Consider the following 26564-nt stretch of genomic DNA (forward strand, 5'->3'; position numbering starts at 1 on the left):
CGCTATAGTGCATAACTAAACGCGTCCAGCTCGGCGATCAGAGGTCGTACAGAATGAAAAGGGTTCTGAATCCAAACGAAAAGAAACGGCTTGCGGCGCTGCATAAACTGAAGATTGCGGACAGCAATCCGGATGAAGTCCTTGATCTGATTACCCGTCTTACTCAGCAGATTTTTGATATTCCAATTTGCATCATTACTCTGGTTGACCAGCATCGTCAGTGGTTTAAATCTAAAACCAATACTGCACTGTGTCATACCGCGCGGGATATCGCCTTTTGCGATTACACCATCCGTTCTTCTTCAGTGATGGTCGTCAATGATGCGACCCTTGATCCCCGTTTTAACGACAATCCGCTGGTCACAGCAGAAGAAGGGATGCGCTTTTACGCGGGTGCCCCGCTGATTACCCGTGAGGGTTTTGCCATTGGCAGCTTATGTCTGGCAGATAAAAATCCGCGCGACTTTTCCGTTCAGGAAACAGAAATGCTCGCGGATCTGGCGGCGATTGTCATCGATATTATCGAATCCCGCAGCAGCATGAGTTTTGTCGATATCGTTACGCGTTTGCCTAACCGCCAGCGTCTGATGGAAGACATCGCGCAGCTGATCAAAGCGCCGGACGATACCGCTTATCTGCTGATTCTGATCGACACCCTGGATACGCTCTACGCCTATGACATTGGCCGCGCCATTGGCATCCCCAAAGTCGAAAATATCCTCAAAGACATCGGCTCATTCCTGCGCAGTGAACTCAACGAAAACGACAAAGTTTACAGCCTGATGCTGGGTCGTTTTGCACTCATCAAGCGCCTGGATGAGCAGGAAGAAATTTTCACTCAGCTGGAAAATGCGGCGACAAGAATTCAGAAAAGTATTACCAGCGACATTCCGATAAATGTCCGCCTGCACGCCGGGTATACCGTGTTTTCGCCAACCTCTGACTGCGCTGAAAATATCATGCGTCAGGGGATGTCCTCATTGCATGAAGCTATCAGCAACAACCAGCTGGTGATGCCCTATCATCAGGAATCGGATGTTATCCAGCGGCGCGCATTTAGCCTGCTGAATGATTTGATGGCGACCGTTGCCTCCTGCAAAGACTTCCATTTGTTGTATCAGCCGAAAATTCGTCTGGCCGATAAAAAATTCCAGGGGGTTGAAGCGCTGATCCGCTGGCAGCATCCGACTCTCGGCGTGATTTCGCCTGCCGAATTTATTCCTCTGGCTGAAAAAACACCGCTGATTACGCCGCTGACCAACTGGGTGATCACCCAGGCCGTGATGCAAATTGCCGAATGGCAAAAACGCGGCGCACAAATTCAGGTATCGATTAACCTGACCGCCAATAATCTGGTAGAACAGGATCTGGTGCAGCGCATTCACACCGCACTCATTCTGCACCAGGTATCGCCCTCCATGCTGGAAATCGAATGTCTGGAAACTCAGACGCTGGCGAACAATCCTCACGCAGTAGCATCGCTGGATGCCCTACGCAGTCTGGGGATCAGCATCGCGCTGGATGATTTCGGTTCCGGTTACAGTAATCTGAATTACCTGCAAAAGATCCCTGCTGATACGCTGAAACTGGATCAGTCATTGATTCAGGGCATCAGCAATGACAGCAAAAGCAAAGTCATTGTGAAATCGATGATTGAAATGGCGCATGCGCTCAGTTATCAGGTGGTAGCGGAAGGAGTCGAAGACAACGACACCTTGTTGTGTCTGGAAGAGCTTCAGTGCGATTCGGTACAGGGTTTCTATTTCTCACGCCCGCTGCAACACGATCAAATTCTTGAGTGGTCCAAGCCTTACATCTGAAAATGCTGATGTGAGGCTGACAATAAAAAACCCGCTTTCGCGGGTTTTTTCATTTCATTACTTATTGCTGCTGCCTTCAGGCCGGATATTGTAGGTTCCAAAGAAACTACGGTCAGTTTCCAGACTGATATTTTTACCGTTTGCATCGACCGTGATCGAGCCGGTGGTTTTCGTCAGCGCACAGGCAATGCGCACTTCAATCTTGCGCATACCATTTGGCACATTCAAATCCACATATTGATTGAAATGCAGGGTCGCGATTGTCTTTCCGTCCAGAATAACCAGCAGCGGGCAGGTCTTCTCAAACGGCACGATTGAAGATTGTTCTAACCGGTGCAAACGGATATGTGTCTGCCCTTCTGGCGCAACCGCGCTGGCATTAGCGTAGGTTGATTTAACCTGAAGCGTCGGTTCATAAGGATTACTCGCACACCCGGCTAAAAGTAAAGCAGCCAAGGCCACCAGTGTTTTTTTCATCGTTATCTCCCTGAGTTTATGAACGAATGATAGCAGCGTGCGCGCCACGGGCAACTAAAAACCGGTGCCAGCAACGGGTGAAGTGTTCGCACCTCTGAAAAGTCGCCCTGATTTGTGACATCCGTATAAAAAACCATCACCCGAATTGCTAATAGTCATCAGGTCGTATTTGATATTCTTAATCAGATTTATCCGATCAGATGTTCAACTCAGTGTCAGGAATGATTATGTACAGTTACACACTCATCGCTCCCGCAGGGATAGTTAAGGCATACGAAGACGAATTTCGTGAAAAAGGGATTGAGCTGCTGGTTGCCAAACAGAACCGTTCCGAAACGGTCGTTTTACGCAGCAGTCAGTTTGCTGAAGAACGTACTTTTATCACCCATGTTCATTTGCTGATTTTCAGTTTGTGCATGCGGGTGCAAAAACAGCTGAAGAATGGTAAGACGCCCAATACGACAATTATGTATTAATGCATCATCTCGCACTAACATATCCTGGCCTCATTCAGAGGCCTGACTCCTCTATAAATCATTACGTCTATACCGCCGTTAAGGCTTCAGCAAATAACCCACTAGTCGGTTAATTTAAAAACAAAACTTCACCGTTTTCTTCTGAGAACAATAAGCTTTCTGAGCTCAAAGCGCGTTATTTTATGGCTGGCGTGTATTGTCTGCCGGAGAATTTATTAGGTAATAATGAAAGGGGAATTAACACAGCAGCGGGTAACGCATTGAATTACAGAGTGTTGGTGGGTCGTGGCGGGTTCGAACCGCCGACCAATTGATTAAGAGTCAACTGCTCTACCGACTGAGCTAACGACCCAACGGGACGAATTATTCTCCTCTATCCTGATGATGTCAAACGCTTACCCTCACTTTTTTTACTGTCTTTTCTGTGAATATTTGTGGAGCTCATCACAACAAAAAAAGGTATTATTTTTTCCCTTCGGCTCACACCTGATTAATTAACACTCAGTTATCCACTATGTAAAAATTACGATACATTTACCGGCTCTGGCATTTCTTATTTCGGTTATAACATATTCGAAATTAACATTATTATAACAGCCACTCACTCCAGCTGTCGTTCCAGCAGAGCTGATATAAGAGCCTTAGAGGTCAAATAATTGACGTAAATGAATGCGATATGGCGGAGTTCATACGCAGAAAGCAAAAAAACAGGAATCTATACAACATGCAAGAAGAGTCAAAAATCCTCGCCCGGCCGGAGGAAGAGAGCGCTGAAGGTCTGCGGCGTAATCTCTCCAACCGCCATATCCAGCTTATCGCCATCGGTGGCGCCATCGGTACCGGCCTGTTTATGGGCTCGGGCAAAACCATCAGCCTCGCCGGTCCGTCCATCATCTTCGTCTACATGATCATCGGGTTTATGCTGTTTTTCGTCATGCGTGCGATGGGCGAACTTTTGTTGTCCAACCTCGAATATAAATCTTTCAGCGATTTTGCCGCCGACCTTCTGGGCCCGTGGGCCGGCTACTTCACCGGCTGGACCTACTGGTTCTGCTGGGTAGTGACCGGCATCGCAGACGTCGTGGCGATTACCGCCTACGCTCAGTTCTGGTTCCCCGGACTTTCACAATGGGTGGCCTCGCTGCTCTGCGTTCTGGTGCTGCTCAGCCTGAATCTCGCCACTGTGAAAATGTTCGGTGAAATGGAGTTCTGGTTCGCGATGATCAAAATCGTCGCCATCGTCGGGCTGATTATCGCCGGACTGGTGATGGTCCTGACCCACTTCCAGACACCTGCCGGCACGGTAGCGTCCTTCAGCAATCTGTGGAATGACGGAGGATTCTTCCCGAAAGGCGTCAGCGGCTTCTTTGCCGGTTTCCAGATTGCGGTGTTCGCGTTTGTCGGTATTGAGCTGGTTGGCACCACCGCAGCCGAAACCAAAGATCCGCAGAAGTCCCTGCCGCGCGCGATTAATGCCATTCCGCTGCGCATCATCATGTTCTACGTTTTCTCGCTGATCATGATTATGTCCGTCACGCCGTGGAGCCATGTGGTGGCTGATAAAAGCCCGTTCGTTGAACTGTTCGTGCTGGCCGGTCTTCCGGCTGCGGCGAGCATTATTAACTTTGTGGTGCTGACTTCGGCGGCGTCTTCCGCCAACAGCGGCGTGTTCTCCACCAGCCGCATGCTGTTTGGTCTGGCACAGGAAGGCAATGCACCGAAAGCGTTCGGTAAACTCTCTTCCCGCGCAGTGCCTTCAAACGGCCTGACCTTCTCCTGCATCTGCCTGCTCGGTGGTGTGGTGCTGATTTACCTGATCCCGAACGTCCTGACGGTCTTCACACTGGTCACCACCGTTTCGGCGATTCTGTTTATGTTCGTCTGGACCATCATTCTTTGCTCTTATCTGGTCTATCGCCGTAAACGTCCGCAACTGCACGAAGCATCCATCTACAAAATGCCGCTCGGTAAACTGATGTGCTGGGTCTCTATGGCATTCTTTGCCTTCGTTCTGGTGCTGCTGACCTTACAGGATGACACCCGTCAGGCGCTGATCGTCACGCCGTTGTGGTTTGTCGTTCTGGGGATTGGGTACTGGTTACGAATGAGAAAACGCCGGGCGTAATCGCTGAATGATTGATTGATGCAAGAAGGGATTGAAAAAAGTGCCAACTGGCTAATGCCCGCCACTTAGCACTTTTATGAATAAAAATTCATTTACGTGCTTCTAAGGAATGAAAGAATCAGGCTTGTAGTGCTGTTTGCTTCATCGAAGGCCCGAATTTACGGGCCTTATTTCCTTAAGTGACCGGCTTGAGACTCAGGCCTCTTTTTTCTCATTAACCTACGCAACATATAAACGAACAAACCATAACCCATCAGTGTAAGAAAGGTTGTAATTGCAAATACCAATGCAGGACCATATTCCGCGTCAGGCGAGACAAATCGGTCATAATCGATGCAACAAACGAACAGCGCGAAAAGGCCAATCACTGAAACCACCTTCAAAATCCTGAGTGCTATCCCTTTCGCTATGTTCGCAATGTGCTGAGAAAAACCCTTACCTAATAAATTTTTGATTGGAATTAAATTTATTCCAACAGAATACGCAACAATTGCCACGATAATATTGACAACCAGAACTGCATAGTCAGAGATTGCATAAGCATCTTCTGGCGTAGGATTATTATTGAATAAGCCAGCGACCTGAAATGCTGTATTTCCATTTAATATGGCTGTATCACCATAGATAAAAAAGTATAGTTTCGAACTGATAGCGAATAGAGTCAGGAACCCCAAAACCCGTAGTCCTTTAAGGACATATGCTGCCATTGGCGATCACCTCAATTGTTCCATATGCCATTAAGTGCTTCATACAGGGGACTTCTACCATGGTTGTCCGCAATAAAGCGTCTCTCAGCATTGCGAAATCACACTGATGAGCCAGTGTGATACATCCTTCAGATATTTGCCCAGGGTGCAACCTGAAACCGCCTCGTCCCACGCCTTCAATCATAGTCCCATCATCTGTTAACATATCGTCTCGATATAAAGCAAACCATTCACTGTGGTCAACGTGATAATAGAATGTGCTTTTATAAGTATCCACGCCCCAGGCTCTTATTCTATTTTTGATACTACCCTTTGGCCTTTCAACAATGTAATAATTTCCTGCGGGAAGAGGGCCGCTGCCAGCAACTCTTCCGCAACCCCCACGATTTCGATAGGCGCCCTCGCCAGAAAACGCCAGGAATGTACCCACGCCTGGAAAAGTCAAAGGAGAATAATCCGCATTATTGATCACAAACTTCCCTTGCAAAGCCATTATTTTCATCCAAAAATTTCACTTAGCTGGCAATATTACATCCCTAAAATGATAAATAGTAGGAGTTTCGTGGCTAGACATTTCGCAAGACGTATTCTGCCGATTGAGCAACTTACTTAATTAATTTAACTGTTCACTGAATACACTCTGCGGCGTATACAGCGCATCTCTGGTAAAGAATGTGTAACTACTCATTAAATATTTAACTTGTCCCCTATTGATAGCCGCTAATAACGCCCTGCTTTCAATAATAAACTTCTTAAAATTCTGCTTTCACAACCCGATTAATTGCCGGCAAAAATATACAGGTATAAGGTAGCGCCTCATTCATTAAAATGGATTTATGAAAATGCCTATTCCAGCTTATATGTGGCTTTATGATGATGGTGGTGCCGCGATTAAAGGTTCTGTAGACGTGAATGGCCGAGAGGGTAGCATTGAGATCCTCGGATTCAACCACGGATTGAATATTCCTGTTGATACCCGTAGCGGAAGTATTACAGGGACCCGGTCTCATTCACCGATGATGTTCGAAAAGGAGTTCGATTCATCGAGTCCATATCTGTATAAGGCTGTAGCTAAGGGACAGACCTTGAAGTCTGCTGAGATACGCTGGTATCGAATCAATGATGCAGGCCAAGAGGAGGTTTATTTTATTATGACAATTGAGGGCGTCAAAATCACCGGCGTGAATCCAGGCATGCCAAACGCTAAAATTGCCGGAAATTCACAGATTAATCACATGGAATCAGTGTCGATGATGTATAGCAAAATTACATGGCATTACGTAGATGGGAATGTAAAGTACACCGATGAATGGAATGACCGTTCATGAAGAATGGGGTTCATGCCTGATGCCAACCGTTTAAGCCATTTATGAATAAAAATTCATTTCTGTACTCCATAGGAACGAAGAAATCAGACTTGTAGTGCTGTTTGCTTCATTGAAGGCCCGAATTCACGGGCCTCATTTCCTTAAGTGACTGGCATCCGCCACCCGGCTCCTTTCACTTTATTGCGCATTACTCCACTTCCAGCGCCTGCCAGAACTGATCCAGCATTTTTCTGGCCGACGGGCGGGCCGATGCCACTTTCACCGGCAGTTCAGGTGGCGAGCCGGCTTTCATCTCGCCGAGATCAAACACAAAGGTGTAATCCGGTTCCTGTCCCATACGTAAATCGCTGACCAGAATGTGGCCGCCCTGCTCTTTTACGCTGAAGAAACCGTGGCTGAACCAGGCGACGCGCGCCAGAAACGCATTATCTTTATGCGCCTCGTATAACGCTTCGCCACGCGGATAAAAGCGGAAACGGATAGGTGAATCCGGATGCAGCAGCGAGGTGAAGCCTTCGCCGTAGCTGTCCTTGTTCATCACGACCACGCGCCACACCAGCGTATTAAGCGGCGTCGGGGTGACCAGTACCTGGGTGCTTTCGATGTTCTGGCGTTGCAATTCCTCGCCCACGTGCCGCGTCACCTGATGTTGCTCGAAGGCGGTACAGGCCAGATATAAACAACTCACGCCCAGCAGCACGTTATTCCACATGATCCCGCGCTGCTGCTCGCGGTACAGCGCCAGCCCGACGCCGATAATCAGCGGTAAGGTATAAAGCGGATCGACGATGAAAATGCTGCCAACCGCAAACGGACGATCGGTAAAGGGCAATCCGAGTTGCGTGCCATACACCGTCATCAGATCCAACAGCGGATGAGTGATCAGTGCCAGCCAGACCGCTCCCCACCACTGCCTGAAATGCTGCCCGCCGCTGAGCAGTTTTGCCATCAGCCAGGCCAGCAGCGGTGAAATCAACGTCAGATAAAACAGTGCATGGCTTTCGGTGCGGTGCATCGTCATATTACTGATGGCGTCACCGTGATCATAAAACACATCCAGATCGGGCAACGTACCGCAGACTGCACCGGCCAGCGCGGATTTCCACACCGGTGCGCGTTTGCCCATTACCGCGATGCCGACCGCCGCGCCCAATACAAACTGAGAAACCGAATCCATCCTGACCTCTTTAAGCCCGAAGCTGAATGCCTTCGGTAATAATGTGCTGCACGTTATTCACCGTCTGTTCAAAAAACTCAGGATCGCTGAGCGTTTTACCGGTGATTGCCTCGACCTGCACGCTAAAGTCCGCGTAATGCTGGGTGGTTGCCCACAGCATAAAAATCAGCTGCATCGGATCTACAGGTGCGATCAGCTCATCTTTGATCCAGCCGCGAATGACATCCGATTTATCTTCCACCAGCGTTTTCAGGCTGCCGCCCAGTTCCTGTTTCAGCAGGGGCGCGCCCTGCACCATCTCCAGACAAAACAGTCGCGACGCCTGCGGATGGTCACGGGATACGCACAGTTTCAGACGGATATATTCACGTATCGCTTCCAGAGGATGCTGATCAGACTGCAATGCTTTCAGCGGTGCCAGCCAGATATCCAGCAGCCCTTTCAGCACCGCAATATACAAATCTTCTTTGGACGGGAAATAATACAGCAGATTGGTTTTGGACACGTCGGCGCGCTCGGCAACCTGATCCAGACTGGTGCCATGCATGCCGTACAACGAAAAGAAGTCCAGCGCCGCCGCCATGATATTGCCGCGCTTGGCAGCGACCGCCCGCGAACGACGCGTCGGTTTTTTCGCCTCCGTCTGACGGGACTTTTTCTCTCCGGCGGCAGGCTGCGGAGGTTCGACCAATGGCTTCACAACGTCTCCCTGAGACAAACAGCAAGGCTGAAATCATAGCAAAAGGCGCCACAGGCGACTATCGCTATACATCCGGATGATGGAAGTAACACTCACAGCATCAACGCGTAACCACTAAGGATTATAAATTTAACAATTTTGCACCATTTATGTTCAATCCTGCCTGATAAACGTGCAGTTATTTTTGACCAGATGGTCTGAAACAGACCGTTTGCTCCACAAGTAAGCCAGACTCATTTTTAACCTGCTGATAATCATCATGATTTAAAAACTGGCATCCGCTTTGCAACAGCCTTCCCGTCAGGAGATTTCAGCACGGTGCAATTCGGAACCCGCAGGACGCACTCAAGCCGCGCAGAGATTTTCGCAAGCCCTTGTTTTGGTACTTAATATTTTCAATCGAGGTGAGCTATGAAAATCGGTGTCTTTATTCCTATCGGCAACAACGGCTGGTTAATTTCAGAAACTGCGCCACAGTACAAACCGACCTTCGAACTGAACAAAACCATTGTGCAGAAAGCGGAGCACTACCATTTCGATTTCGCACTGTCGATGATCAAACTGCGTGGCTTCGGTGGCAAAACCGAATTCTGGGAACACAACATGGAGTCGTTCACGCTGATGGCTGGCCTTGCCGCCGTGACCTCCCGCATCCAGCTTTACGCCACCGCCGCCACGCTGGTGATGCCTCCGGCGATCGTTGCGCGCATGGCCGCCACTATCGACTCAATCTCCAGCGGACGTTTCGGTGTAAATGTCGTCACCGGCTGGCAGAAACCGGAATACGAACAAATGGGCATGTGGCCGGGCGACGACTATTTCACCCGCCGCTATGACTACCTGACCGAATACGTCAGTGTGCTGCGCGACCTGTGGGGCACCGGCCACTGCACGCTCGACGGCGAATTTTTCAAAATGGACGACTGCCGCGTCAGCCCGCGCCCGCAGAGCGAAATGAAAGTGATCTGCGCCGGGCAAAGCGATGCAGGCATGGCGTTCTCCGCTAAACACGCTGACTTCAACTTCTGCTTCGGCAAAGGCGTTAACACCCCGACTGCTTTTGCGCCAACGGCTGCACGCATGAAAACGGCGGCTGAAGCTGAAAACCGGGATGTTTCCTCCTACGTGCTGTTTATGGTGATTGCCGACGAAACCGATGCCGCCGCCCGCGCCAAATGGGAGTTATATAAATCTGGTGCTGATGCCGATGCACTGGCGTGGCTCACCGATCAAAGCAGCAAAGACACCAAATCCGGATCCGATACCAATGTCCGCCAGATGGCTGATCCAACGTCCGCGGTCAATATCAACATGGGCACGCTGGTGGGTTCTTACGCCAGCGTCGCCAGAATGCTCGATGAAATCGACACCGTGCCTGGCGCAGGCGGCGTGCTGCTGACCTTTGACGATTTTGTGGAAGGCATTGAAAACTTCGGCCGCTACATCCAGCCATTAATGAAAACCCGCCAGCACATCGGCACTGAGCAGAAAGAGGTCGCATGATGAACGTTGTTGAGAATCAAACTGTGGTCCGCCGTGAACCCCAAAATACCGGCGAGGAAACGATCCTCACAGCACGTCCTGAAGCCATTGCTTTCACGCCGCAACAAACGGCGCTGATTGTGGTGGATATGCAAAATGCCTATGCCTCACAGGGCGGTTATCTGGATCTGGCCGGTTTTGATGTTTCCGCTACCGCACCGGTGATTGCCAATATCAAAGTAGCGATTGCCGCTGCACGTGCTGCAGGCATCAAAGTGATTTTCTTCCAGAATGGCTGGGACAATCAGTACGTCGAAGCCGGGGGTGCCGGTTCGCCGAACTTCCATAAATCTAACGCGCTGAAAACCATGCGCAAGCGCCCCGAACTGATGGGCAAACTGCTGGCGAAAGGCGACTGGGATTATGACCTGGTTGATGAACTTCAGCCGCAGCCCGGCGATATTGTGTTGCCTAAACCGCGCTACAGCGGCTTCTTCAATACCCAGCTCGACAGCCTGCTGCGCAGTTACGGTATTCATCATCTGGTGTTCACCGGCATCGCCACCAACGTCTGCGTCGAATCCACCCTGCGCGACGGTTTCTTCCTGGAATATTTCGGCGTAGTGCTGGAAGACGCCACCCATCAGGCCGGACCGGAATTCGCGCAAAAAGCCGCGATTTATAACATCGAAACCTTCTTTGGCTGGGTCTCCAGCGTGCGCAATTTCTGCGACGCAGTAGGCTACAAAACTGAACAAAACGCGGCCTGACCGCTTTCTGAAAAGGACGATTAACGATGCCTAAAAGCGCCATTATTCCGGCTGGCAGCGGCGTTCCGCTGGCACCTTTTGTTCCGGGCACTCTCGCCGATGGCGTGGTGTATGTTTCCGGCACCCTGCCGTTTGATAAAGACAATAACGTGGTGCATGTCGGCGATGCCGCCGCGCAAACCCGTCATGTGCTGGAAACCATCAAACGCGTGATCGAAACCGCAGGCGGCACCATGGATGACGTCACCATGAACTCAATTTTTATCACCGACTGGGCAAATTACGGCGCGGTGAATCAGGTTTATGCCGAATATTTTCCGGGAGAAAAACCGGCACGTTTCTGCATTCAGTGCGGGCTGGTTAAACCGGATGCGCTGATCGAAATCGCGTCAGTTGCCCATATCGGCAAGTAAATTATGGTTGAAACCCTGCCCTGAACTCCCTGAGGAAACAGCATGTATTACAAGGTATTGGGTAAGAAAAATGCTGATGCAGAAACCGTCGTGCTTTCCTCCGGCCTCGGCGGTTCCGGCGGCTTCTGGCAGCCCCAGCTGGCGATGCTCGCAGAGCATTTTCGTGTAGTGGTCTATGACCAGCACGGCACCGGCGTCAGTCAGGGCACGGTGCCCGCCGGTTACCGGATGGAAGATATGGCCGATGAGCTGGCAGGCATGCTCAACGAACTGGATATCAGCCGCTGTCATCTGGTCGGTCACGCACTCGGCGGCATTATCGGCCTGCATCTTGCCCTGCGTTATCCGGCGCTGTTGCAAAGTCTGGTGGTGATTAACGGCTGGACAAAGCTCGACAGCCAGACGCGCCGCTGCTTTGAAGTGCGGCAGAATTTACTGCTTAACAGCGGGGTCGATGCTTATGTGCAGGCGCAGCCGCTGTTTCTGTATCCGGGTGACTGGCTTTCTGAAAATGAGGTGTTATTGCAGCAAGAGCGCCAGCATCAGGTGGCGCATTTTCAGGGAATGGAAAACCTGCTGCACCGCTTGCAGGCACTGATGGATTCAGACCTGACGGCGTCGCTCGGACAAGTGATTGCGCCGACGCTGGCTTTCAGCTGTAAAGACGATTTGCTGGTGCCATGGCCGCGTTCGGTGGATCTCGCTTCCCGTTTGCCTAACGGGGAGCACACACAGATGCAGTACGGCGGCCATGCCATGAGCGTGACCGATCCGCAAACCTTTAACCCGATTTTACTGGACTGGCTGATGCGGCATTCATCGCACGCGCCCGCGACACCGTCCGGTCATCTGCCCACGGAGACATCATGGCCGAAGCATTAACTGCCAGTGCGCTGGCAACCTTATTCACCGAAGCCCGCACCCATAACGGCTGGCTGGATAAACCGGTGACCAGCGAACAGCTGAGAACAATTTACGAACTGGCGCGCATGGGGCCGACCTCGGCTAACTGCAGCCCGGTGCGCATCGTGTTTATTGAGAGTCAGGAAGCCAGAGAAAAACTGGCTCCGGCACTCTCCGGCGGCAACCTGAAGAAAACCATGACGGCACCGGTGACGGCTATCATTGCCTGGGATCCGCAATTCTACGAACTGCTGCCCGAACTGTATCCTTCAGGCGATGCCCGTTCGTGGTTCACCTCAAGCCCGCAACTGGCGCAGGATACGGCGTTTCGCAACAGCAGTTTGCAGGCCGCGTATCTCATCATGGCCTGCCGGGCACTCGGACTGGATACCGGGCCAATGTCCGGTTTCGACAACGCGAAGGTCGATGATACGTTTCTGGCGCAGGAAGGCTGGAAATCCAATTTCCTGATCAACATCGGTTACGGCGACAGCAGCAAAGTGTATCCGCGCGCGCCGCGCCTTGATTTCGACCGCGCCTGCCGCGTGCTGTAAGCATCACTGATTAAATTCTGAGGACATGACCATGCAATCAACCCTGAACGCCACACTGACTGTTTCCGATAAGCCAGTCGTTGAAAAGCAAGCTGCCGTTGAGAAACAAAATTATCGCGATGCGATGGCGCGGCTCGGTTCCGCGGTCAATATCATCACTACCGACGGCCCGGGCGGGCGTGCAGGCTTCACCGCCTCTGCGGTGTGCAGCGTCACCGATTCTCCGCCGACCTTGCTGGTATGCCTGAACCGCTCAGCATCTGTGCATTCAGCTTTTACGCAAAATCAGGTGCTGTGCGTGAACACGCTGGCCGATTGCCACGAGTCGCTGTCCAATTTATTCGGCGGAAAAACGCCGATGCAACAACGTTTTGAAGCCGCTGAATGGGCGCGTCTCGCCACCGGTTCGCCGGTCCTTACCAATGCGCTGGTGTCGTTTGACTGCAACGTCACGCAAATCACCAGCGTCGGCACCCATGACATCCTGATTTGTGAAGCCGTTGCATTGCGACGCAACGACGACAGCCACGGACTGGTGTATTTCGACCGGCGCTATCACCCGCTGATGCGTCAGACAGCCTGTTAACTCAACCTGATTAGGGAATTACAGCATGGCAAATACCTCCTGGTTTCCACAATGGCGTAAAAGAGAAGGCAATCTGGATGGCGCGGTGATCGCGCCGGATGAACGACTACCGTTAGGATCGACGCTGATCATGGGTCTGCAACATACGGTGGCAATGTTTGGTGCCACCGTCTTAATGCCCCTGCTGATGGGATTTGACGCCAACATGGCGATTTTGATGTCGGGCATCGGCACCCTGCTGTTCTTCCTGGTGGTCGGCGGGCGTGTACCCAGTTATCTCGGTTCCAGCGCTGCGTTTGTCGGGCTGGTGATTGCGGTGACCGGCTACAGTGGCCACGGCGCGAACCCGAATATCGGCGTGGCGCTGGGCGGGATTATTGCCTGCGGCGTAATTTATACGCTGATTGGTTTTGTGGTGATGGCAGTCGGCACGCGCTGGATTGAACGCCTGATGCCGCCGGTGGTGACCGGTGCGGTGGTGATGGCGATTGGTCTGAACCTGGCACCGATTGCTATTAACAGTGTCTCGGCTTCATCGTTTGACAGCTGGATGGCGGTGATGACCGTGCTGTGTATCGGCTCGGTGGCGGTGTTCACCCGTGGTCTGGTGCAGCGTCTGTTGCTGCTGCTCGGTCTGGTGGCGGCGTACCTGATTTACATGGTGATCACCAACGGACTCGGACTCGGTACCCCGGTGGACTTCAGCGCCGTGGCTCAGGCGCCATGGTTTGGCGTACCGACCATCACCACACCAGTATTCAGCACTCACGCCATGCTGATGATTGCACCGGTGGCAGTGATTTTGGTGGCAGAAAACCTCGGTCACATTAAAGCGGTGGCAGGCATGACCGGTAAAAACCTCGACCCGTATATGGGCCGCGCGTTTGTCGGCGACGGTCTGGCGACCTTACTTTCCGCCTCGGCGGGCGGTACGGGCGTTACCACATACGCAGAAAATATCGGCGTGATGGCAGTGACCAAAATTTACTCCACGCTGATTTTTGTCGCCGCAGCCATCGTTGCCATCGCGTTGGGCTTCTCGCCCAAATTTGGTGCACTGATCCACACCATTCCGGGGCCGGTACTCGGTGGCGCGTCAATTGTGGTGTTCGGGTTAATTGCCGTGGCCGGTGCGCGCATCTGGGTACAAAATCAGGTGGATCTGGGACTTAACGGCAATCTGATCATGGTGGCGGTCACGCTGGTACTGGGCGCAGGCAACTTTACCCTGAGTCTGGGTGGCTTCAGCATGGGCGGTATCGGCACGGCGACCTTTGGCGCGATTTTACTGAATGCCTTCCTGAGCCGCAGCAAACAGGTAAAAACACAGCCTGAAATAAAAACTGGCACAGAAGCTGCATTAAAAGATCACTGACGACCTCAGTTTCTCCTTAGCTCATCATTTTTGATGATCGCCAGCGGTTATCCGGTCCACCCGTCCGGATTAGCCGCTGGTTTTTTTCTTTCTGCCTCCCATTTTCCCTAATGCCGTTTCCAGCTAACGATTGCAAAATTCCTTCGTTCACCTCCCCCTTAAATTGGTTTGTTATGGGCTCAGCACTTTCGTTCTAAGAACGCATAAGTCATTCACCTGTCACCACAGCAAATAAGAAAAAGGGTTTAACGATGAAGAACATTCGCCGGATTAACGCGGTGACCCGCGCACTGGCTTTAGGAGCACTTCTCACCAGCACATTTTCCGCCATCGCCGCTGACAGCACACCGGTTCAGGGCGGCACCCTGATTTATCTCGAACAGCAGGCGCACACCAACCTGTATCCGCCGGCAGGCGGCTTTTATCCGAACGGCGGCATACTGAATCAGATCACCGACAAACTGACCTATCAGAACCCGAAGACGCTGGAAATTGAGCCATGGATTGCCGAATCCTGGTCATTCAATGCCGATAAAACCGAGTACACCTTTAAGCTGCGTCCGGGCGTGACCTTCTCCGACGGCACGCCGCTGGATGCCAGCGCGGTCGCCAAAAACTTTGATACTTACGGTCTGGGCAACAAAGAGCATCACCTGCCGGTTTCCGAAGTCATCAACAATTACGACCACAGCGAAGTGATTGATCCGCTGACCGTGAAGTTCTATTTCAAAAAATCGTCACCCGGCTTCCTGCAGGGCACGGCGACCATTGGCTCTGGTCTGGTGTCGCTGAGCACGCTGGCGCGTAACTTTGATGCGCTGGGCGACGCGACGCACATCATCGGTTCCGGTCCGTTTGTGGTCAGCAAAGAAACACTGGGGCGCGAAGTCGATCTGAGCGCACGTAAGGATTACAACTGGGGGCCGAAAAACCTCAAACAGCAGGGTCGCGCGAATCTTGACGGCATCAAAGTGATCGTTACCGGCGAAGACAGCGTGCGTATCGGCGCACTGCTGGCGGGTCAGGCGGATTTCATCCGTCAGGTTCAGGCGTATGACGAGAAACAAGCCAAAGACCAGAACTTCCCGATTTATGCCGCGCCGACCAAAGGTGTCAACGACAGCATTTCGTTCCGTCCGGACAACGCGCTGGTGTCAGATCTGAAAGTGCGTCAGGCGCTGCTGCACGCCACCAACAGCAAACAGGTTGTCGATACGCTGTTCTCGCCAAACTATCCGCAGGCCACCTCAGTGATCGCTAAAACCGCGGCCGGTTATGTCGATCTGAGCAACAAACTGACTTACGACCCGACGCTTTCCAAAAAGCTGCTGGATGAAGCGGGCTGGAAACCAGGCCCGAACGGCATTCGTCAGAAAGAGGGCAAAACGCTGTCGCTGACCATTTATGAATCCCTGCCACAACCGCAGAACAAAGAAGTGTTGCAGCTGGTTTCTCAGCAGTGGAGCCAGGTCGGCGCGAAGCTGAACATTCTGGCGGGCGATGCGGGCAGCCGCGTGGCGGATAACCTCGATCCAGAGAAAACCCCGGCCAACGTGGTGGAAGTCGGACGTGCCGATCCGGACGTAATTAAAAGCTCCTTCTACCCGACCAACCGCGATGCGCTGCTGCAAAAAGGCGGCCTGAGCAGCAAGGTGAAAAACTTCCGCGACGACAAACTTAACGATCTGCTGACCGCTATTTCTGCCGAAGTCGATCCGAAAAAACGTCTGGCACTGACCGGCGACGTGCAGAACTACCTGCTCGATCAGGCGTATGTCATTCCGATTTTCGAAGAACCACAGGTGTTTGCCGGTGCGCCGTATTTCAAAGGCGTGAGCTTTGAAGCGGTCGGACGTCCGAGCTTCTACGGCGCATGGCTGGAAAAGCATTAACTGACGGGGAGTAAATCATGAGCCGATACGTGAGCGGTCGATTCGGGCAGGCTTTGCTGGTGCTGTGGGCGGCGTTTACCGTCTCCTTCATCTTGTTGCAGGTGCTGCCCGGCGATGCGATTCTGATTAAATTCCAGAACCCGGACATGGGATTGAGCCCGGCGCAAATCGCCGATATGCGTGCTGCGTACGGCGCGGATGTGCCGGTCTGGCAGCAATATCTGCATACGCTGGGTAATTTCCTGCGCGGCGATCTGGGCTATTCGATTCAGGCTGGCGTACCGGTGACTGAATTACTCAGCAGCAACTTCCCGCCGACGCTGCGTCTGGCGCTGTCCGGTTTCGCACTGGCCGCCGTGGTGGCCTTTGCGCTGGCATTTCTCTCCAGCCTGCTGCATTTCGGCTGGCTGAAAAATACCTTACAGGCGGTGCCGTCGCTGTTTATCTCCATTCCCACCTTCTGGCTGGGTATCGCGCTGATTCAGTTCTTTTCGTTCCATCTGCGCTGGATCCCGGTGATCAATCCGGGGGAATGGGTCGGGTTGATTTTGCCGATTGTCACGCTGGCGGTGCCGATTTCAGCGCCGCTGGCGCAGATCCTCATCCGCAGCATTGATCAGGTGCAAACCCAACCGTTCGTCGCCGTCGCCCGTGCCAAAGGCGCCAGCCGCAGCGGCGTATTGTGGCGTCATGTGGCGCGTAACGCCCTGCTCCCGGCGCTGACCATTGCCGGTTTGCTGTTCGGCGAACTGATTGCGGGGGCATTGATCACCGAAACCGTCTTCGGTCTTAACGGCCTGGGACAGCTGACCCAGCAGGCAGTCAATAATCAGGATGTCGCGGTATTGCAGGCGATTGTGGTGATTTCCGCCGCGGCCTTTGTCGGCATCAATTTACTGGTCGATTTGCTGTATCCGCTTCTCGATCCGCGCCTTAAAGCTTCAGCGTCTAAAAACTCACGGGGAGCCACCGCATGAGCAGCTTACCGCTTGGCAAAAGCACGCTTTCATTACCGCTCACACAGCGTCGCCGCTGGAAACCGGCCCGCCTGCAACCGGGACTAATCCTTGCCTGGCTGGTGATGGCGACCGTCATTTTGTGGGCGATTGCGCCTGGGTTATTTACGGATTACAGCGGCACCGAAGGGATTGCCGGTGCGCAGCGTCTCGCGCCGCAGGCCGGACACTGGCTGGGCACGGATCAGCTTGGCCGCGATGTTTACGCGCGTATTGTCTACGGCGCATCGCATTCGCTTTCCGGCGCGCTGGTCGCCGTGGCGCTCGGGCTGGTGTTCGGCACCGCGCTCGGACTGGCGGCCGGTGCCAGCGGCGGTCTGGTGGATGCCATTGTCATGCGCATCAACGACGTATTGCTGTCAATTCCCGGCCTGTTGCTGTCGCTGAGCGTGATTATTTTGCTCGGCTTCGGCACGGTTCATGCGGCGATTGCCGTCGGTGTGACGTCGGTAGCCAACTTCGCCCGTCTTGCACGCGCCGAAGTGGTGCTGGTGCGTCACAGCGATTACGTCGAAGCGGCCTATGGCAGCGGCGGTTCCTTCCTGTCGATTTTGTGGCGTCACATTTTGCCCAATTCTCTGACTTCGGTGATCGCGTTTTCTGCACTGCAGTTCGGCAGCGCGATACTGGCGATTTCCACCCTGAGTTTTCTCGGTTATGGCACGCCACCGCCGACACCAGAATGGGGTTTACTGATCGCCGAAGGCCGTAACTACATTTCCACCGCCTGGTGGCTGACCACCTTCCCCGGCGTGGTCGTGGTGTTAGTGGTGCTTTCCGCCAACCGCATCAGCCAGTCATTACGCAGGAGAACGCGATGAACGCACAGGCCACTTTAACGCATGACGCGCCGCCGGTTCTCGAACTGGAAAACGTATCGATTGCCTACGACGGCAAACCGGTGGTGCATAACGTATCTTTTTCGATTAACGCCGGAGAAGTGCTGGCGCTTGTTGGCGAATCCGGCTCAGGGAAAACCACGACCGCGCAGGCGATTATTGGCCTGCTGGCAGAGAACGGTCATATCGAACAGGGCGAAATTCGTCTGAACGGCACGGACATCAGCCAGTGGTCGCAGCGCCGTCTTGATGCCCTGCGCGGCGCACGCATCAGCCTGATACCGCAGGATCCGACCAGTTCGCTGGATCCGGTCAAAACCATCGGTTCGCAGGTCGCGGAAATTCTCGATATCCATCAGCGACTGCCGCGCCAGCAGCGCGATGCCCGTGTGGTGGAACTGCTTTCCCGCGTGGGTCTGTCGCATCCTGAACAGCGGGCGAAACAGTATCCGCATGAACTTTCCGGCGGCATGAAACAGCGCGTCTTAATCGCCATTGCGATTGCGCTGCAACCGGCGTTGATCATCGCCGATGAACCGACCAGCGCGCTGGATGTCACGGTGCAAAAACGTATTCTGGATTTAATCGACGAGCTGCGTCGCGAGTTCGGCACCGCCGTGTTGCTGGTAACACATGATTTGGCCATTGCCGCCGAACGCGCCGACCGGCTGCTGGTGTTCCGTCACGGCAAAGTGCAGGAACAGGGCATCACACGCGAGGTGCTGGATGCGCCGAAAAGTGATTACACCCGCCAGCTGTTCGCCGATGTCCCTGCCCTCTCCGGTCGTCACCGGGCGCAACTTCGTGCGGCGGAAGATCCGGTACTGGTGGTCGAAAACATCACGCATGATTTCACGCTGGGCGGCAAAAACCAGGCGGCGTTCCGCGCTGTAGACCATGTGTCATTTAGTATTCCGCGCGGGACTACGCATTCGCTGGTCGGCGAATCCGGCTCCGGCAAAACCACGCTGGCACGCATTCTGCTCGGTTTTCAGAAACCGGACAGCGGACGGGTGCTGATTGACGGCGCAGATATCACGCGCCTGAAAGGCGAAGCCCTGCGTCAGCTGCGCAAGAAAATCCAGCTGGTGTATCAGAACCCGTTCGCCTCACTGGATCCGTCGCAAACGCTGTTCAAAGTGATTGAAGAACCGCTGCTGAACTTCGAAAAAATCCCGGCTGCCGTACGCCGTGAACGGGTGCTGTATATCGCCCGCCGCGTGGCGCTGCCGGAAGAACTCCTCAGCCGCAAACCGCGTGAACTGTCCGGCGGTCAGCGCCAGCGGGTGGCGATTGCACGCGCATTAATCTTAGAGCCGAAAGTGTTGATCCTTGATGAAGCGACCTCGGCGCTCGACGTCACCGTTCAGGCGCAAATCCTGACGTTGCTTTCACAGTTACAGGATTCACTCGGCCTGACCTATTTGTTTATCTCGCACGATCTGGCAACCGTCCGGCAAATCTCGCACAGCGTCTCGGTGTTAAACCGCGGGCAGCAGGTGGATTCCGGCAACGTGGAAGACGTTTTCGCCCTGCCTTCCAGCGATTACACCCGCCAGCTCATTGACGCCATACCCGGCCGGCATCGCGCCGCCTGAACCCGCACACGAATTCCCGTACAAAAATATAGAGGGACATTATGAGCAGTAAACGTCTTGGATTTTTCACCCGCCTGCTGGACAACACCAGCGCGCAGGAACGTTACCGTCTGGCGACCGAGCAAATCATTCACGCCGAACAGCTCGGTTTTGATTCCGCGTGGGTCGCGCAGCACCATTTTCACGAAGCCGAGGGCGGCCTGCCTGCACCGCTGGTTTTCCTCGCACAAGTTGCGGCGCATACCCGCTTTATCCGTCTCGGCACCGGCGTGATCACGCTGCCGATGGAAAACGCATTGCGCGTTGCCGAAGACACCGCCGTGCTGGATTTACTCTCCGGCGGACGGCTTGAAATCGGCTTAGGATCGGGCGGTACGCCAACCTCATTCCCGCCGTTCGGGCTGGAAAGTCAGGATCGCGGCAAGGCCTTTGGCAACAATCTGCAAACTCTGCTCACCGCCTGGCGCGGCGAACCGCTGGCGGGCACCGATAACCGCTTATATCCGGCGGCACCGCAGCTGGCGAACCGCGTCTGGCAGGCGACGTTCTCGGTGGACGGCGGCGCGCGTGCCGGTAAATCCGGTGACGGCCTGATGCTTTCGCGCACCCAGCCGCGTCCGCAGGATGCGCCTGATTTACGTCTCGATGAACTGCAAAACCCGATTATTGATGCCTATCTGGATGCACTGCCGGAAGGCGTTACGCCGCGCATCATGGGCTCGCGTACCGCGTTCGTCACTGAGAACGGCGATGAAGCCCGTGAACTTGCGCAAAAAGGCTTACGCCGTCAGGCTGAAAACCACCGCGCCAGCGGGCAGATTGTGAAAGGCGATACGCTGGACGATTACATCCGCGCCTTCGACGTGCATCTCGGCACGGCGGCACAGGTCACCGCGACGTTGCAGGCCGATACTGCGCTGGCCCGCGTCACCGATCTGGCGTTTCAGGTGCATTCCATTGACCCGCCGCATCCTTACATTTTACGTTCCATCGAACTGATTGCCCGTCACGTTGCGCCCGCACTCGGCTGGGTTCGCCGCACGCCGCAGCGCCGTGTTTCCACCTCCTCTGCCGATTCCTCATTCTCAAGGGAAGCCCTATGACTACCTATTCGACCGACCTGCTGGAAAAACTGGCTGACATCGCCCCGGACTCCGCGCTGAAACAGGCACGTGACACCCGCGACGCCGCGACCCGTCACGCGCAGGGCAGCTACGATGCGCTGTTTACCGAACAAGATGGTGTGGATTTTTCACTGGCTGAACGTCTGCGTTTAGCGCAAAACGTCGCCCGCTGGCATGGCGATTCGCAGCTGACTAATCACTATTCCGAGCGTTTGCAGGATTTACCGGACATCGACGAAACCGCCCGTCTGGACGCCGCGCTGACGCACGGTGAACGCCTGAGCTTCAAACCAGCCAGCGCCACACCCGCCCATTTGCAGGCGCTGAAAAAAGCCGGCTGGTCGGTGGATGCGATTGTCACGCTGTCGCAACTGATTGCTTTCGTCAGTTTCCAGAGCCGTGTGCTGCGCAGCTACCGGCTGATCGGCGGCAAGCCAGTGGAGAACGGCAGCAATAAACCAGTGGGTGCCGCGTTCTGGCGCACCGAACCGAACACGCACAGCGGCCGCGATGCGCCACAGGCATTTACCCAGGAAGAACTGGGCTGGGAGCCGTGGATCCCGGCGAAAAAACTGGAAGAGTTTGATGAAGCACAGCAGGCCATTCTGGCGAAGTTCGGTCATACAGATTCCGACTATTTCCGCCTGTTAGGCCGCAATCTGCCGGTACTCGAACAACGCACGCTGACCGACAAAGGTATTTTCTACACTTCCGGCGGTTTGCCGCGTAAAGAGCGTGAACTCGCGGCGACCGTTGCCAGCAAAATCAACGGCTGTATTTACTGCGCGTCGGTGCATGCGCGTAAAGCCAGCCAGCTTTCCAAACAGACGCAAGACGTCCAGCGCCTGATCGACACCCCGCCGGGCGGCATTCTCAGCAAAGAACACTCTCCGCGCTGGCAGGCTGAAATTGATTTCGCTGCCGCGCTTTCCGCCACGCCACCGGTCGCCACTGAGCACCACATTGCGGCACTGCGCGAACAGGGTTTAGACGAACTGGAGATTGTCGATCTGGCGCAGTCTGCGGCGTTCTTCGCCTGGGCAAACCGTCTGATGTTAACGCTGGGAGAACCGTTTAATGACTGAAGCTATCCGCCCGCAACTCGATCACGTCGTAATCAACGTCGCCGAACAACTGAATCAGGCCGAGCAGCAGTTCCGCCGTCTGGGATTCCATCTCACGCCGCGCGGTCATCATTCGCTGGGTTCCAGTAATCATCTGGCAATTTTTGGCGAAAACTATCTCGAACTGCTCGGCTATGAGCCGGGCAATGCCCACACCCGCAAAGACCTGTGGCAGGCGCCGCTTGGCCTGACCGGTCTGGTGTGGAAAACGCAGAATTCATCGGCGGTGTACGAACATCTGCAACAGCAAAATATTGCGGGTTCAGCACCGGCAGAATTCTTCCGTCCTGTGGCGCTCAACGATGGCACCTCGCCCAATGCGCGTTTTCGTACCGTGCCGCTGGCCGCCAGCCGCGTACCGAATGGCCGCAGTTTCTTCTGCCATCATCTGACGCCGGAACTGGTGTGGCGCAATGAATGGCAGCGCCATCCGAACGGCGTTGCCGATATCACGGAGTTTGTAATTTCCGCTGCGGATCCGCAGGACGCCGCACAAGTCTACGGCGAGTTATTTGGTGCCGGTGCACTGGAGATCAGACCGCAGGAAGTGACCCTGCGCGCGGGTCGCGCCACCGTCCGGTTTCTGACACCGGAGCAGGCCACCGCCGAATTTGGCACCGTCCCGGAAGGCGAAAATGGCAGCGCGCGGATGGTCGGACTGGAATTCGCCACCCGATCGCTGGAGGCCGTACGGAATAGTTTGCGGGTCGGGGAAATTACATTCAGGGATGACGTTGATCTCGTGTCTGTCCGGGCAGCGGACGGGCTAGGGGTCGCGCTTAAATTCAGCGAGGAATAAGGTCAAGTTCAAGGTCGTGGGCGTCGGCCCACGGTCTTAACCTTGACCTTAGATCTTCCTGTTATCTCTTATCCTTTTTAATCTCTTGATTTAATCCCCCAATATGTTAAAAATTTGCAATCAAAAACCCAATGGACGGCTAAACGTCTAAATACCCATCCGTCTATTTAATAAGGCCCAACGCCCAGTGACCACCTCCCTCCTTGAGATGCGCGATATCTCGATTTCATTTGCCGGTTTTCCTGCCCTGCGCCAGGTGGATTTCACGCTGGAAGGGGGATCCGTCCATGCGTTAGTCGGCGCGAACGGTGCGGGGAAATCGACGCTGATGGCGGTGCTTTCCGGCACGCATGAACATTACACCGGGCAGATCGCAATCGACGGCGAAGCGGTGAATATCCGCCTGCCGCATCATGCCCGCGGGCTGGGTATTCATCTGGTTCAGCAGGAAGTTGACGTCGCGCTGGTGCCGACGCTGAACGTTGCCGAAAACATCATGCTTGACCGCCTTTCTGAGCCGGGTCATCTGCATCACTGGCCGCAGCTTTACCGTCAGGCGCAGTTGCTGACCGAACAACTCGGGCTGAACATTAACCTGCGGGCGCGGATCGAGAGCTGCACGCTGGCGGAGAAACAGCTGATTTTGCTGGCGCGCGCGTTATCACATAAATGCCGTTTCCTGATCCTCGACGAACCGACCGCGCCGCTCGATCAGGCGGAAAGCGCGCGTCTGTTTGCGCTGGTGCGCAAGCTGAAAGCCGCCGGAATGGCGATTGTATTTATCTCGCACCGTATCCACGAACTGCGCGATATCTGCGACCGCATGACGGTGCTGCGCGACGGGCGTCTGGTCAGCGATGACAGCATGGACGGCCTGAGTAACGAACACATTATTGAGAAAATGATCGGCCATCAGCTCGACGATATTTACCCGCCGCGCCGTCCGCCGCACAGCGGTGAAACGCTGCTAAGCATTCAAGGCATGCACGATAAAGACAAACTGCGCGATATCTCGCTGCGCCTGCATCGCGGGGAAATTCTCGGCATTGCCGGGCTGGCGGGTGCCGGAAAAACTGAACTGTGCAAAGCACTGTTTGGCGCGACGCCGAGTCAGGTGGAAAGCGGTGAGCTGAATGGCAAACCGTGGAAGCCGAAAGAACCGCATCTTTCGGTGGAACAGGGACTGGCGTTAGTGCCGGAAGAACGGCGCAAGGAAGGGATTTTCATTGATGAAAATATCCCGATGAACCTGAGTGTGACCGCTGATGACACCTTTTCGCGCTGGAGTATTTTCAACGCGCGTCAGTCACTGTCATGGGCAAAAGACATTATCAGCCGCTTAGGCATTCGTGCTTCCGGGCCGATGCAGAAGCTGGCCCGCCTTTCCGGCGGCAACCAGCAAAAGGTCGCTATCGGGAAATGGCTGCGCAGTGAGAGTCAGGTGTTGATCTTCGACGAACCGACCAAAGGCGTAGACATCAAAGCCAAAACGGACGTGTTCAGGCTGATCGACGGCCTGGCGCAACAGGGAAAAGGCATTATTTATGCTTCCGGTGAGTTCGCCGAACTGGTCGGTTTATGCGACCGCATTCTGGTGTTGTGGGATGGCCGCATTGTGGCTGAACTCGACGCCGCTAACGTCGACGAAGAAACCTTATTAGTCTATTCAACCGGAGGAACACCCGCGTGAACAAAGCCGTGGTGAGTAAAGAAAGCGTGCCCGCAGTGAGTCAGCCGTGGCGTCATCAGCTGTTCGAGTTTTTGTATAAATGGGGCATGTTGCTGACCGTGGTATTGCTGATCGCCGGTTTTGGTGTGGCATCAGATAACTTCCTTGAGCCGTCGAATATCATCAACATTTTGCGTTCGATTGCCATCGTAACGGTGATTGCTATCGGCGTGTCGATTTCCCTGGCGGTCGGCGGCTTCGATTTGTCCGTCGGCTCAACGGCGTCACTCGCCAACGCGCTGGTGATTTCGATGTTTGTCTGGCACGGTTTCGGCACCACCGAAGCGATACTGATCACGCTGGCGCTGTGTACGCTGGTTGGCCTGTTCAACGCCTTCCTGATCGTCATCCTGAAGATCCCTGACATGCTCGCCACCCTCGCCAGCCTGTTTGTGATTCAGGGCGCGGCGATGACGTACAGCTATGGCGGCTCGATCACTGAAAACATGCTTCTGCCAGGCGGTGACATGGCCGAAGGCACGGTGCCCGCCGTGTTCAGCCTGCTCGGTCAGGTGCCGGTAATTGTCATCGTGATGGCCGTCGTGACCATTGCGGTGCAACTGTTTATGTCGCTGACCAAACATGGCCGCCGCATGTACGCCATCGGCGGTAACCCGCTGGCGGCACGTCTGGCGGGGATCCGCACCGCGCGTTACCGCGTGATTGCGTATGTGATGTCATCTGTTCTGGCCGGTGCAGGCGGTATTTTGCTGGCGTCACGTATCGGGTCTTCACAGGTGAATGCCGGTGGCGGTTACCTGATGGACGCCGTTGCCGCCGCCTATATCGGTTTCTCGCTGGCGGGTTCCGGTAAACCGAATGCACTGGGAACTTTGCTGGGCGCAGTGATTCTGGGCGTGCTGTCAAACGGGCTGGTGATGCTGTCGGTGCCGTACTACGCGATGGATATCATCAAAGGGCTGGTGCTGGCAGTGGCGCTGGCGCTGACGTACATTCAGAAGAGATAGCGGAGGCCGCTGCTATATTTCGGCTTTTTTAAGGTCAACACCGTGGGTTGCCACCCACACTGGCTTCAAGGTCAAGGTCGTGGGCTCGCCGCCCACACGGGCTTCAAGGTCAAGGTTGTGGGCTCGCCGCCCACACCCACAAAACCTTGGGTTGCCACCCAAACTGGCCTCAAGGGGCGCCTGTCGCCGCACCCCTTGAGAATCCCGGGCTCTTTTACTGCGCGCTTCGCTCGCTGGCTATGTTTCAGCAACCACCGCGACAGGCTGGAAATCTTGCCGCTGCGCGGTACCTTCATTTCGGGATTGCAGCCTTAGGTCTGCAACCTCTCATTCAGCAAGCTTTCTGAAACGCCCGCAGCATCTTAAATTCAAGGGCAGACAGTTTTTAGATTTCAAAATCAGTCAGGTTGTGAATTAAGAGCCTGAGGCCGGTTCCAAAATACCGCCGGACGAGAGGTGGAAAACCGCGCATCTTTTTGCGCGGGTTGTAACCCGATGGGAGGGAACCGCGCAGCGGCGGGATTTTGCGGCTATCACTGCGGCTTATGAAACATAGTCAGCGAGCGAAGCGTGCAGTGAAAG

Annotated in this window: 25 protein-coding genes and 1 tRNA gene; 20 read left to right on the forward strand and 6 right to left on the reverse strand. The window is 54.3% G+C overall.

Going from position 1 to position 26564, the window contains the following annotated elements; translation table 11 throughout:
* The first annotated feature begins 53 nt into the window (after positions 1 to 53).
* On the forward strand, positions 54 to 1820 hold the full coding sequence (locus J1778_RS07710) for a sensor domain-containing phosphodiesterase (protein WP_217172663.1): 1767 nt from the start codon (positions 54 to 56) through the stop codon (positions 1818 to 1820).
* Positions 1821 to 1877: 57 nt separating this feature from the next.
* Here J1778_RS07710 and J1778_RS07715 read toward each other — a convergent pair whose 3' ends face one another.
* On the reverse strand, positions 1878 to 2297 hold the full coding sequence (locus J1778_RS07715) for a hypothetical protein (protein WP_217172664.1): 420 nt from the start codon (positions 2295 to 2297) through the stop codon (positions 1878 to 1880).
* 227 nt (positions 2298 to 2524) lie between these two features.
* Here J1778_RS07715 and J1778_RS07720 point away from each other — a divergent pair, with 227 nt between their 5' ends.
* Positions 2525 to 2773 (forward strand): hypothetical protein, encoded by a 249-nt coding sequence (locus tag J1778_RS07720; RefSeq protein WP_120506137.1) that lies wholly within the window; start codon positions 2525 to 2527, stop codon positions 2771 to 2773.
* A gap of 276 nt (positions 2774 to 3049) precedes the next feature.
* On the opposite strand, the gene J1778_RS07725 is transcribed toward J1778_RS07720, so the two are convergent.
* A tRNA-Lys gene (locus tag J1778_RS07725) sits at positions 3050 to 3125 on the reverse strand.
* A 372-nt stretch (positions 3126 to 3497) separates the two neighbouring features.
* On the opposite strand from J1778_RS07725, the gene cycA reads away from it, so the two are divergent.
* Complete coding sequence (gene cycA, locus J1778_RS07730) at positions 3498 to 4898, forward strand: D-serine/D-alanine/glycine transporter (RefSeq protein ID WP_217172665.1); 1401 nt, start codon at positions 3498 to 3500, stop codon at positions 4896 to 4898.
* 167 nt (positions 4899 to 5065) lie between these two features.
* Here cycA and J1778_RS07735 read toward each other — a convergent pair whose 3' ends face one another.
* Positions 5066 to 5605: a hypothetical protein gene (locus J1778_RS07735; RefSeq protein ID WP_217172666.1), complete on the reverse strand. Its 540-nt coding sequence runs from the start codon at positions 5603 to 5605 to the stop codon at positions 5066 to 5068.
* Positions 5586 to 6098: a DUF2778 domain-containing protein gene (locus tag J1778_RS07740; RefSeq protein WP_113878328.1), complete on the reverse strand. Its 513-nt coding sequence runs from the start codon at positions 6096 to 6098 to the stop codon at positions 5586 to 5588. The genes J1778_RS07735 and J1778_RS07740 overlap by 20 nt, the downstream gene beginning before the upstream one ends.
* Positions 6099 to 6447: 349 nt before the next feature.
* On the opposite strand from J1778_RS07740, the gene J1778_RS07745 reads away from it, so the two are divergent.
* A complete protein-coding gene (locus tag J1778_RS07745; RefSeq protein WP_217172667.1) occupies positions 6448 to 6933 on the forward strand; it encodes an Hcp family type VI secretion system effector in 486 nt (161 codons plus the stop codon).
* A 187-nt stretch (positions 6934 to 7120) separates the two neighbouring features.
* Here the strand turns inward: J1778_RS07745 and J1778_RS07750 are convergent, their stop codons facing one another.
* Positions 7121 to 8110, reverse strand: coding sequence for a metal-dependent hydrolase (locus J1778_RS07750; RefSeq protein WP_217172668.1), 990 nt, complete (start codon positions 8108 to 8110; stop codon positions 7121 to 7123).
* 10 nt (positions 8111 to 8120) lie between these two features.
* Complete coding sequence (gene rutR, locus J1778_RS07755; protein WP_238484622.1) at positions 8121 to 8801, reverse strand: HTH-type transcriptional regulator RutR; 681 nt, start codon at positions 8799 to 8801, stop codon at positions 8121 to 8123.
* Positions 8802 to 9221: 420 nt separating this feature from the next.
* Between rutR and rutA the strand changes: the two genes are divergently transcribed.
* The 16 genes from rutA to J1778_RS07835 all read left to right on the forward strand — a co-directional run bounded on the left by rutA (position 9222) and on the right by J1778_RS07835 (position 25982).
* The gene (gene rutA, locus J1778_RS07760) at positions 9222 to 10313 is read left to right on the forward strand and encodes a pyrimidine utilization protein A (protein ID WP_217172670.1); all 1092 of its coding nucleotides are present in this window, start codon (positions 9222 to 9224) and stop codon (positions 10311 to 10313) included.
* A complete protein-coding gene (rutB, locus tag J1778_RS07765; RefSeq protein WP_181955514.1) occupies positions 10310 to 11062 on the forward strand; it encodes a pyrimidine utilization protein B in 753 nt (250 codons plus the stop codon). Before rutA ends, rutB begins: the two co-directional genes overlap by 4 nt.
* Positions 11063 to 11088: 26 nt before the next feature.
* Positions 11089 to 11475, forward strand: coding sequence for a pyrimidine utilization protein C (gene rutC, locus J1778_RS07770; RefSeq protein ID WP_217172671.1), 387 nt, complete (start codon positions 11089 to 11091; stop codon positions 11473 to 11475).
* A gap of 42 nt (positions 11476 to 11517) precedes the next feature.
* The gene (rutD, locus tag J1778_RS07775) at positions 11518 to 12357 is read left to right on the forward strand and encodes a pyrimidine utilization protein D (RefSeq protein WP_217172672.1); all 840 of its coding nucleotides are present in this window, start codon (positions 11518 to 11520) and stop codon (positions 12355 to 12357) included.
* Positions 12342 to 12932: a malonic semialdehyde reductase gene (locus J1778_RS07780; RefSeq protein ID WP_217172673.1), complete on the forward strand. Its 591-nt coding sequence runs from the start codon at positions 12342 to 12344 to the stop codon at positions 12930 to 12932. The genes rutD and J1778_RS07780 overlap by 16 nt, the downstream gene beginning before the upstream one ends.
* Positions 12933 to 12963: 31 nt before the next feature.
* The gene (gene rutF, locus J1778_RS07785; RefSeq protein WP_238484607.1) at positions 12964 to 13518 is read left to right on the forward strand and encodes an NADH-dependent FMN reductase RutF; all 555 of its coding nucleotides are present in this window, start codon (positions 12964 to 12966) and stop codon (positions 13516 to 13518) included.
* A 25-nt stretch (positions 13519 to 13543) separates the two neighbouring features.
* Positions 13544 to 14893: a pyrimidine utilization transport protein G gene (gene rutG, locus J1778_RS07790; protein WP_217172674.1), complete on the forward strand. Its 1350-nt coding sequence runs from the start codon at positions 13544 to 13546 to the stop codon at positions 14891 to 14893.
* A gap of 251 nt (positions 14894 to 15144) precedes the next feature.
* A complete protein-coding gene (locus tag J1778_RS07795; protein WP_217172675.1) occupies positions 15145 to 16785 on the forward strand; it encodes a TIGR04028 family ABC transporter substrate-binding protein in 1641 nt (546 codons plus the stop codon).
* A 17-nt stretch (positions 16786 to 16802) separates the two neighbouring features.
* Positions 16803 to 17762 (forward strand): ABC transporter permease, encoded by a 960-nt coding sequence (locus J1778_RS07800; RefSeq protein ID WP_217172676.1) that lies wholly within the window; start codon positions 16803 to 16805, stop codon positions 17760 to 17762.
* Positions 17759 to 18622 carry an ABC transporter permease gene (locus J1778_RS07805; RefSeq protein ID WP_217172677.1) on the forward strand — a complete coding sequence of 288 codons (864 nt, stop codon included), beginning with the start codon at positions 17759 to 17761 and terminating at the stop codon, positions 18620 to 18622. The genes J1778_RS07800 and J1778_RS07805 overlap by 4 nt, the downstream gene beginning before the upstream one ends.
* Positions 18619 to 20238, forward strand: a complete 1620-nt coding sequence (locus J1778_RS07810; protein ID WP_217172678.1) for a dipeptide ABC transporter ATP-binding protein — start codon at positions 18619 to 18621, stop codon at positions 20236 to 20238. The genes J1778_RS07805 and J1778_RS07810 overlap by 4 nt, the downstream gene beginning before the upstream one ends.
* Positions 20239 to 20279: 41 nt before the next feature.
* Positions 20280 to 21341 (forward strand): putative FMN-dependent luciferase-like monooxygenase, encoded by a 1062-nt coding sequence (locus J1778_RS07815; protein WP_217172679.1) that lies wholly within the window; start codon positions 20280 to 20282, stop codon positions 21339 to 21341.
* Complete coding sequence (locus J1778_RS07820) at positions 21338 to 22447, forward strand: alkylhydroperoxidase domain protein (protein ID WP_217172680.1); 1110 nt, start codon at positions 21338 to 21340, stop codon at positions 22445 to 22447. Before J1778_RS07815 ends, J1778_RS07820 begins: the two co-directional genes overlap by 4 nt.
* Positions 22440 to 23285 carry a VOC family protein gene (locus tag J1778_RS07825; protein WP_217172681.1) on the forward strand — a complete coding sequence of 282 codons (846 nt, stop codon included), beginning with the start codon at positions 22440 to 22442 and terminating at the stop codon, positions 23283 to 23285. Before J1778_RS07820 ends, J1778_RS07825 begins: the two co-directional genes overlap by 8 nt.
* 208 nt (positions 23286 to 23493) lie before the next feature.
* Positions 23494 to 24975: a sugar ABC transporter ATP-binding protein gene (locus tag J1778_RS07830; RefSeq protein WP_217172693.1), complete on the forward strand. Its 1482-nt coding sequence runs from the start codon at positions 23494 to 23496 to the stop codon at positions 24973 to 24975.
* An 8-nt stretch (positions 24976 to 24983) separates the two neighbouring features.
* Positions 24984 to 25982: an ABC transporter permease gene (locus tag J1778_RS07835; RefSeq protein WP_420804069.1), complete on the forward strand. Its 999-nt coding sequence runs from the start codon at positions 24984 to 24986 to the stop codon at positions 25980 to 25982.
* The last annotated feature ends 582 nt before the right edge of the window (positions 25983 to 26564 follow it).

Source organism: Rahnella bonaserana, from assembly GCF_019049675.1.
Classification (GTDB): domain Bacteria; phylum Pseudomonadota; class Gammaproteobacteria; order Enterobacterales; family Enterobacteriaceae; genus Rahnella; species Rahnella bonaserana.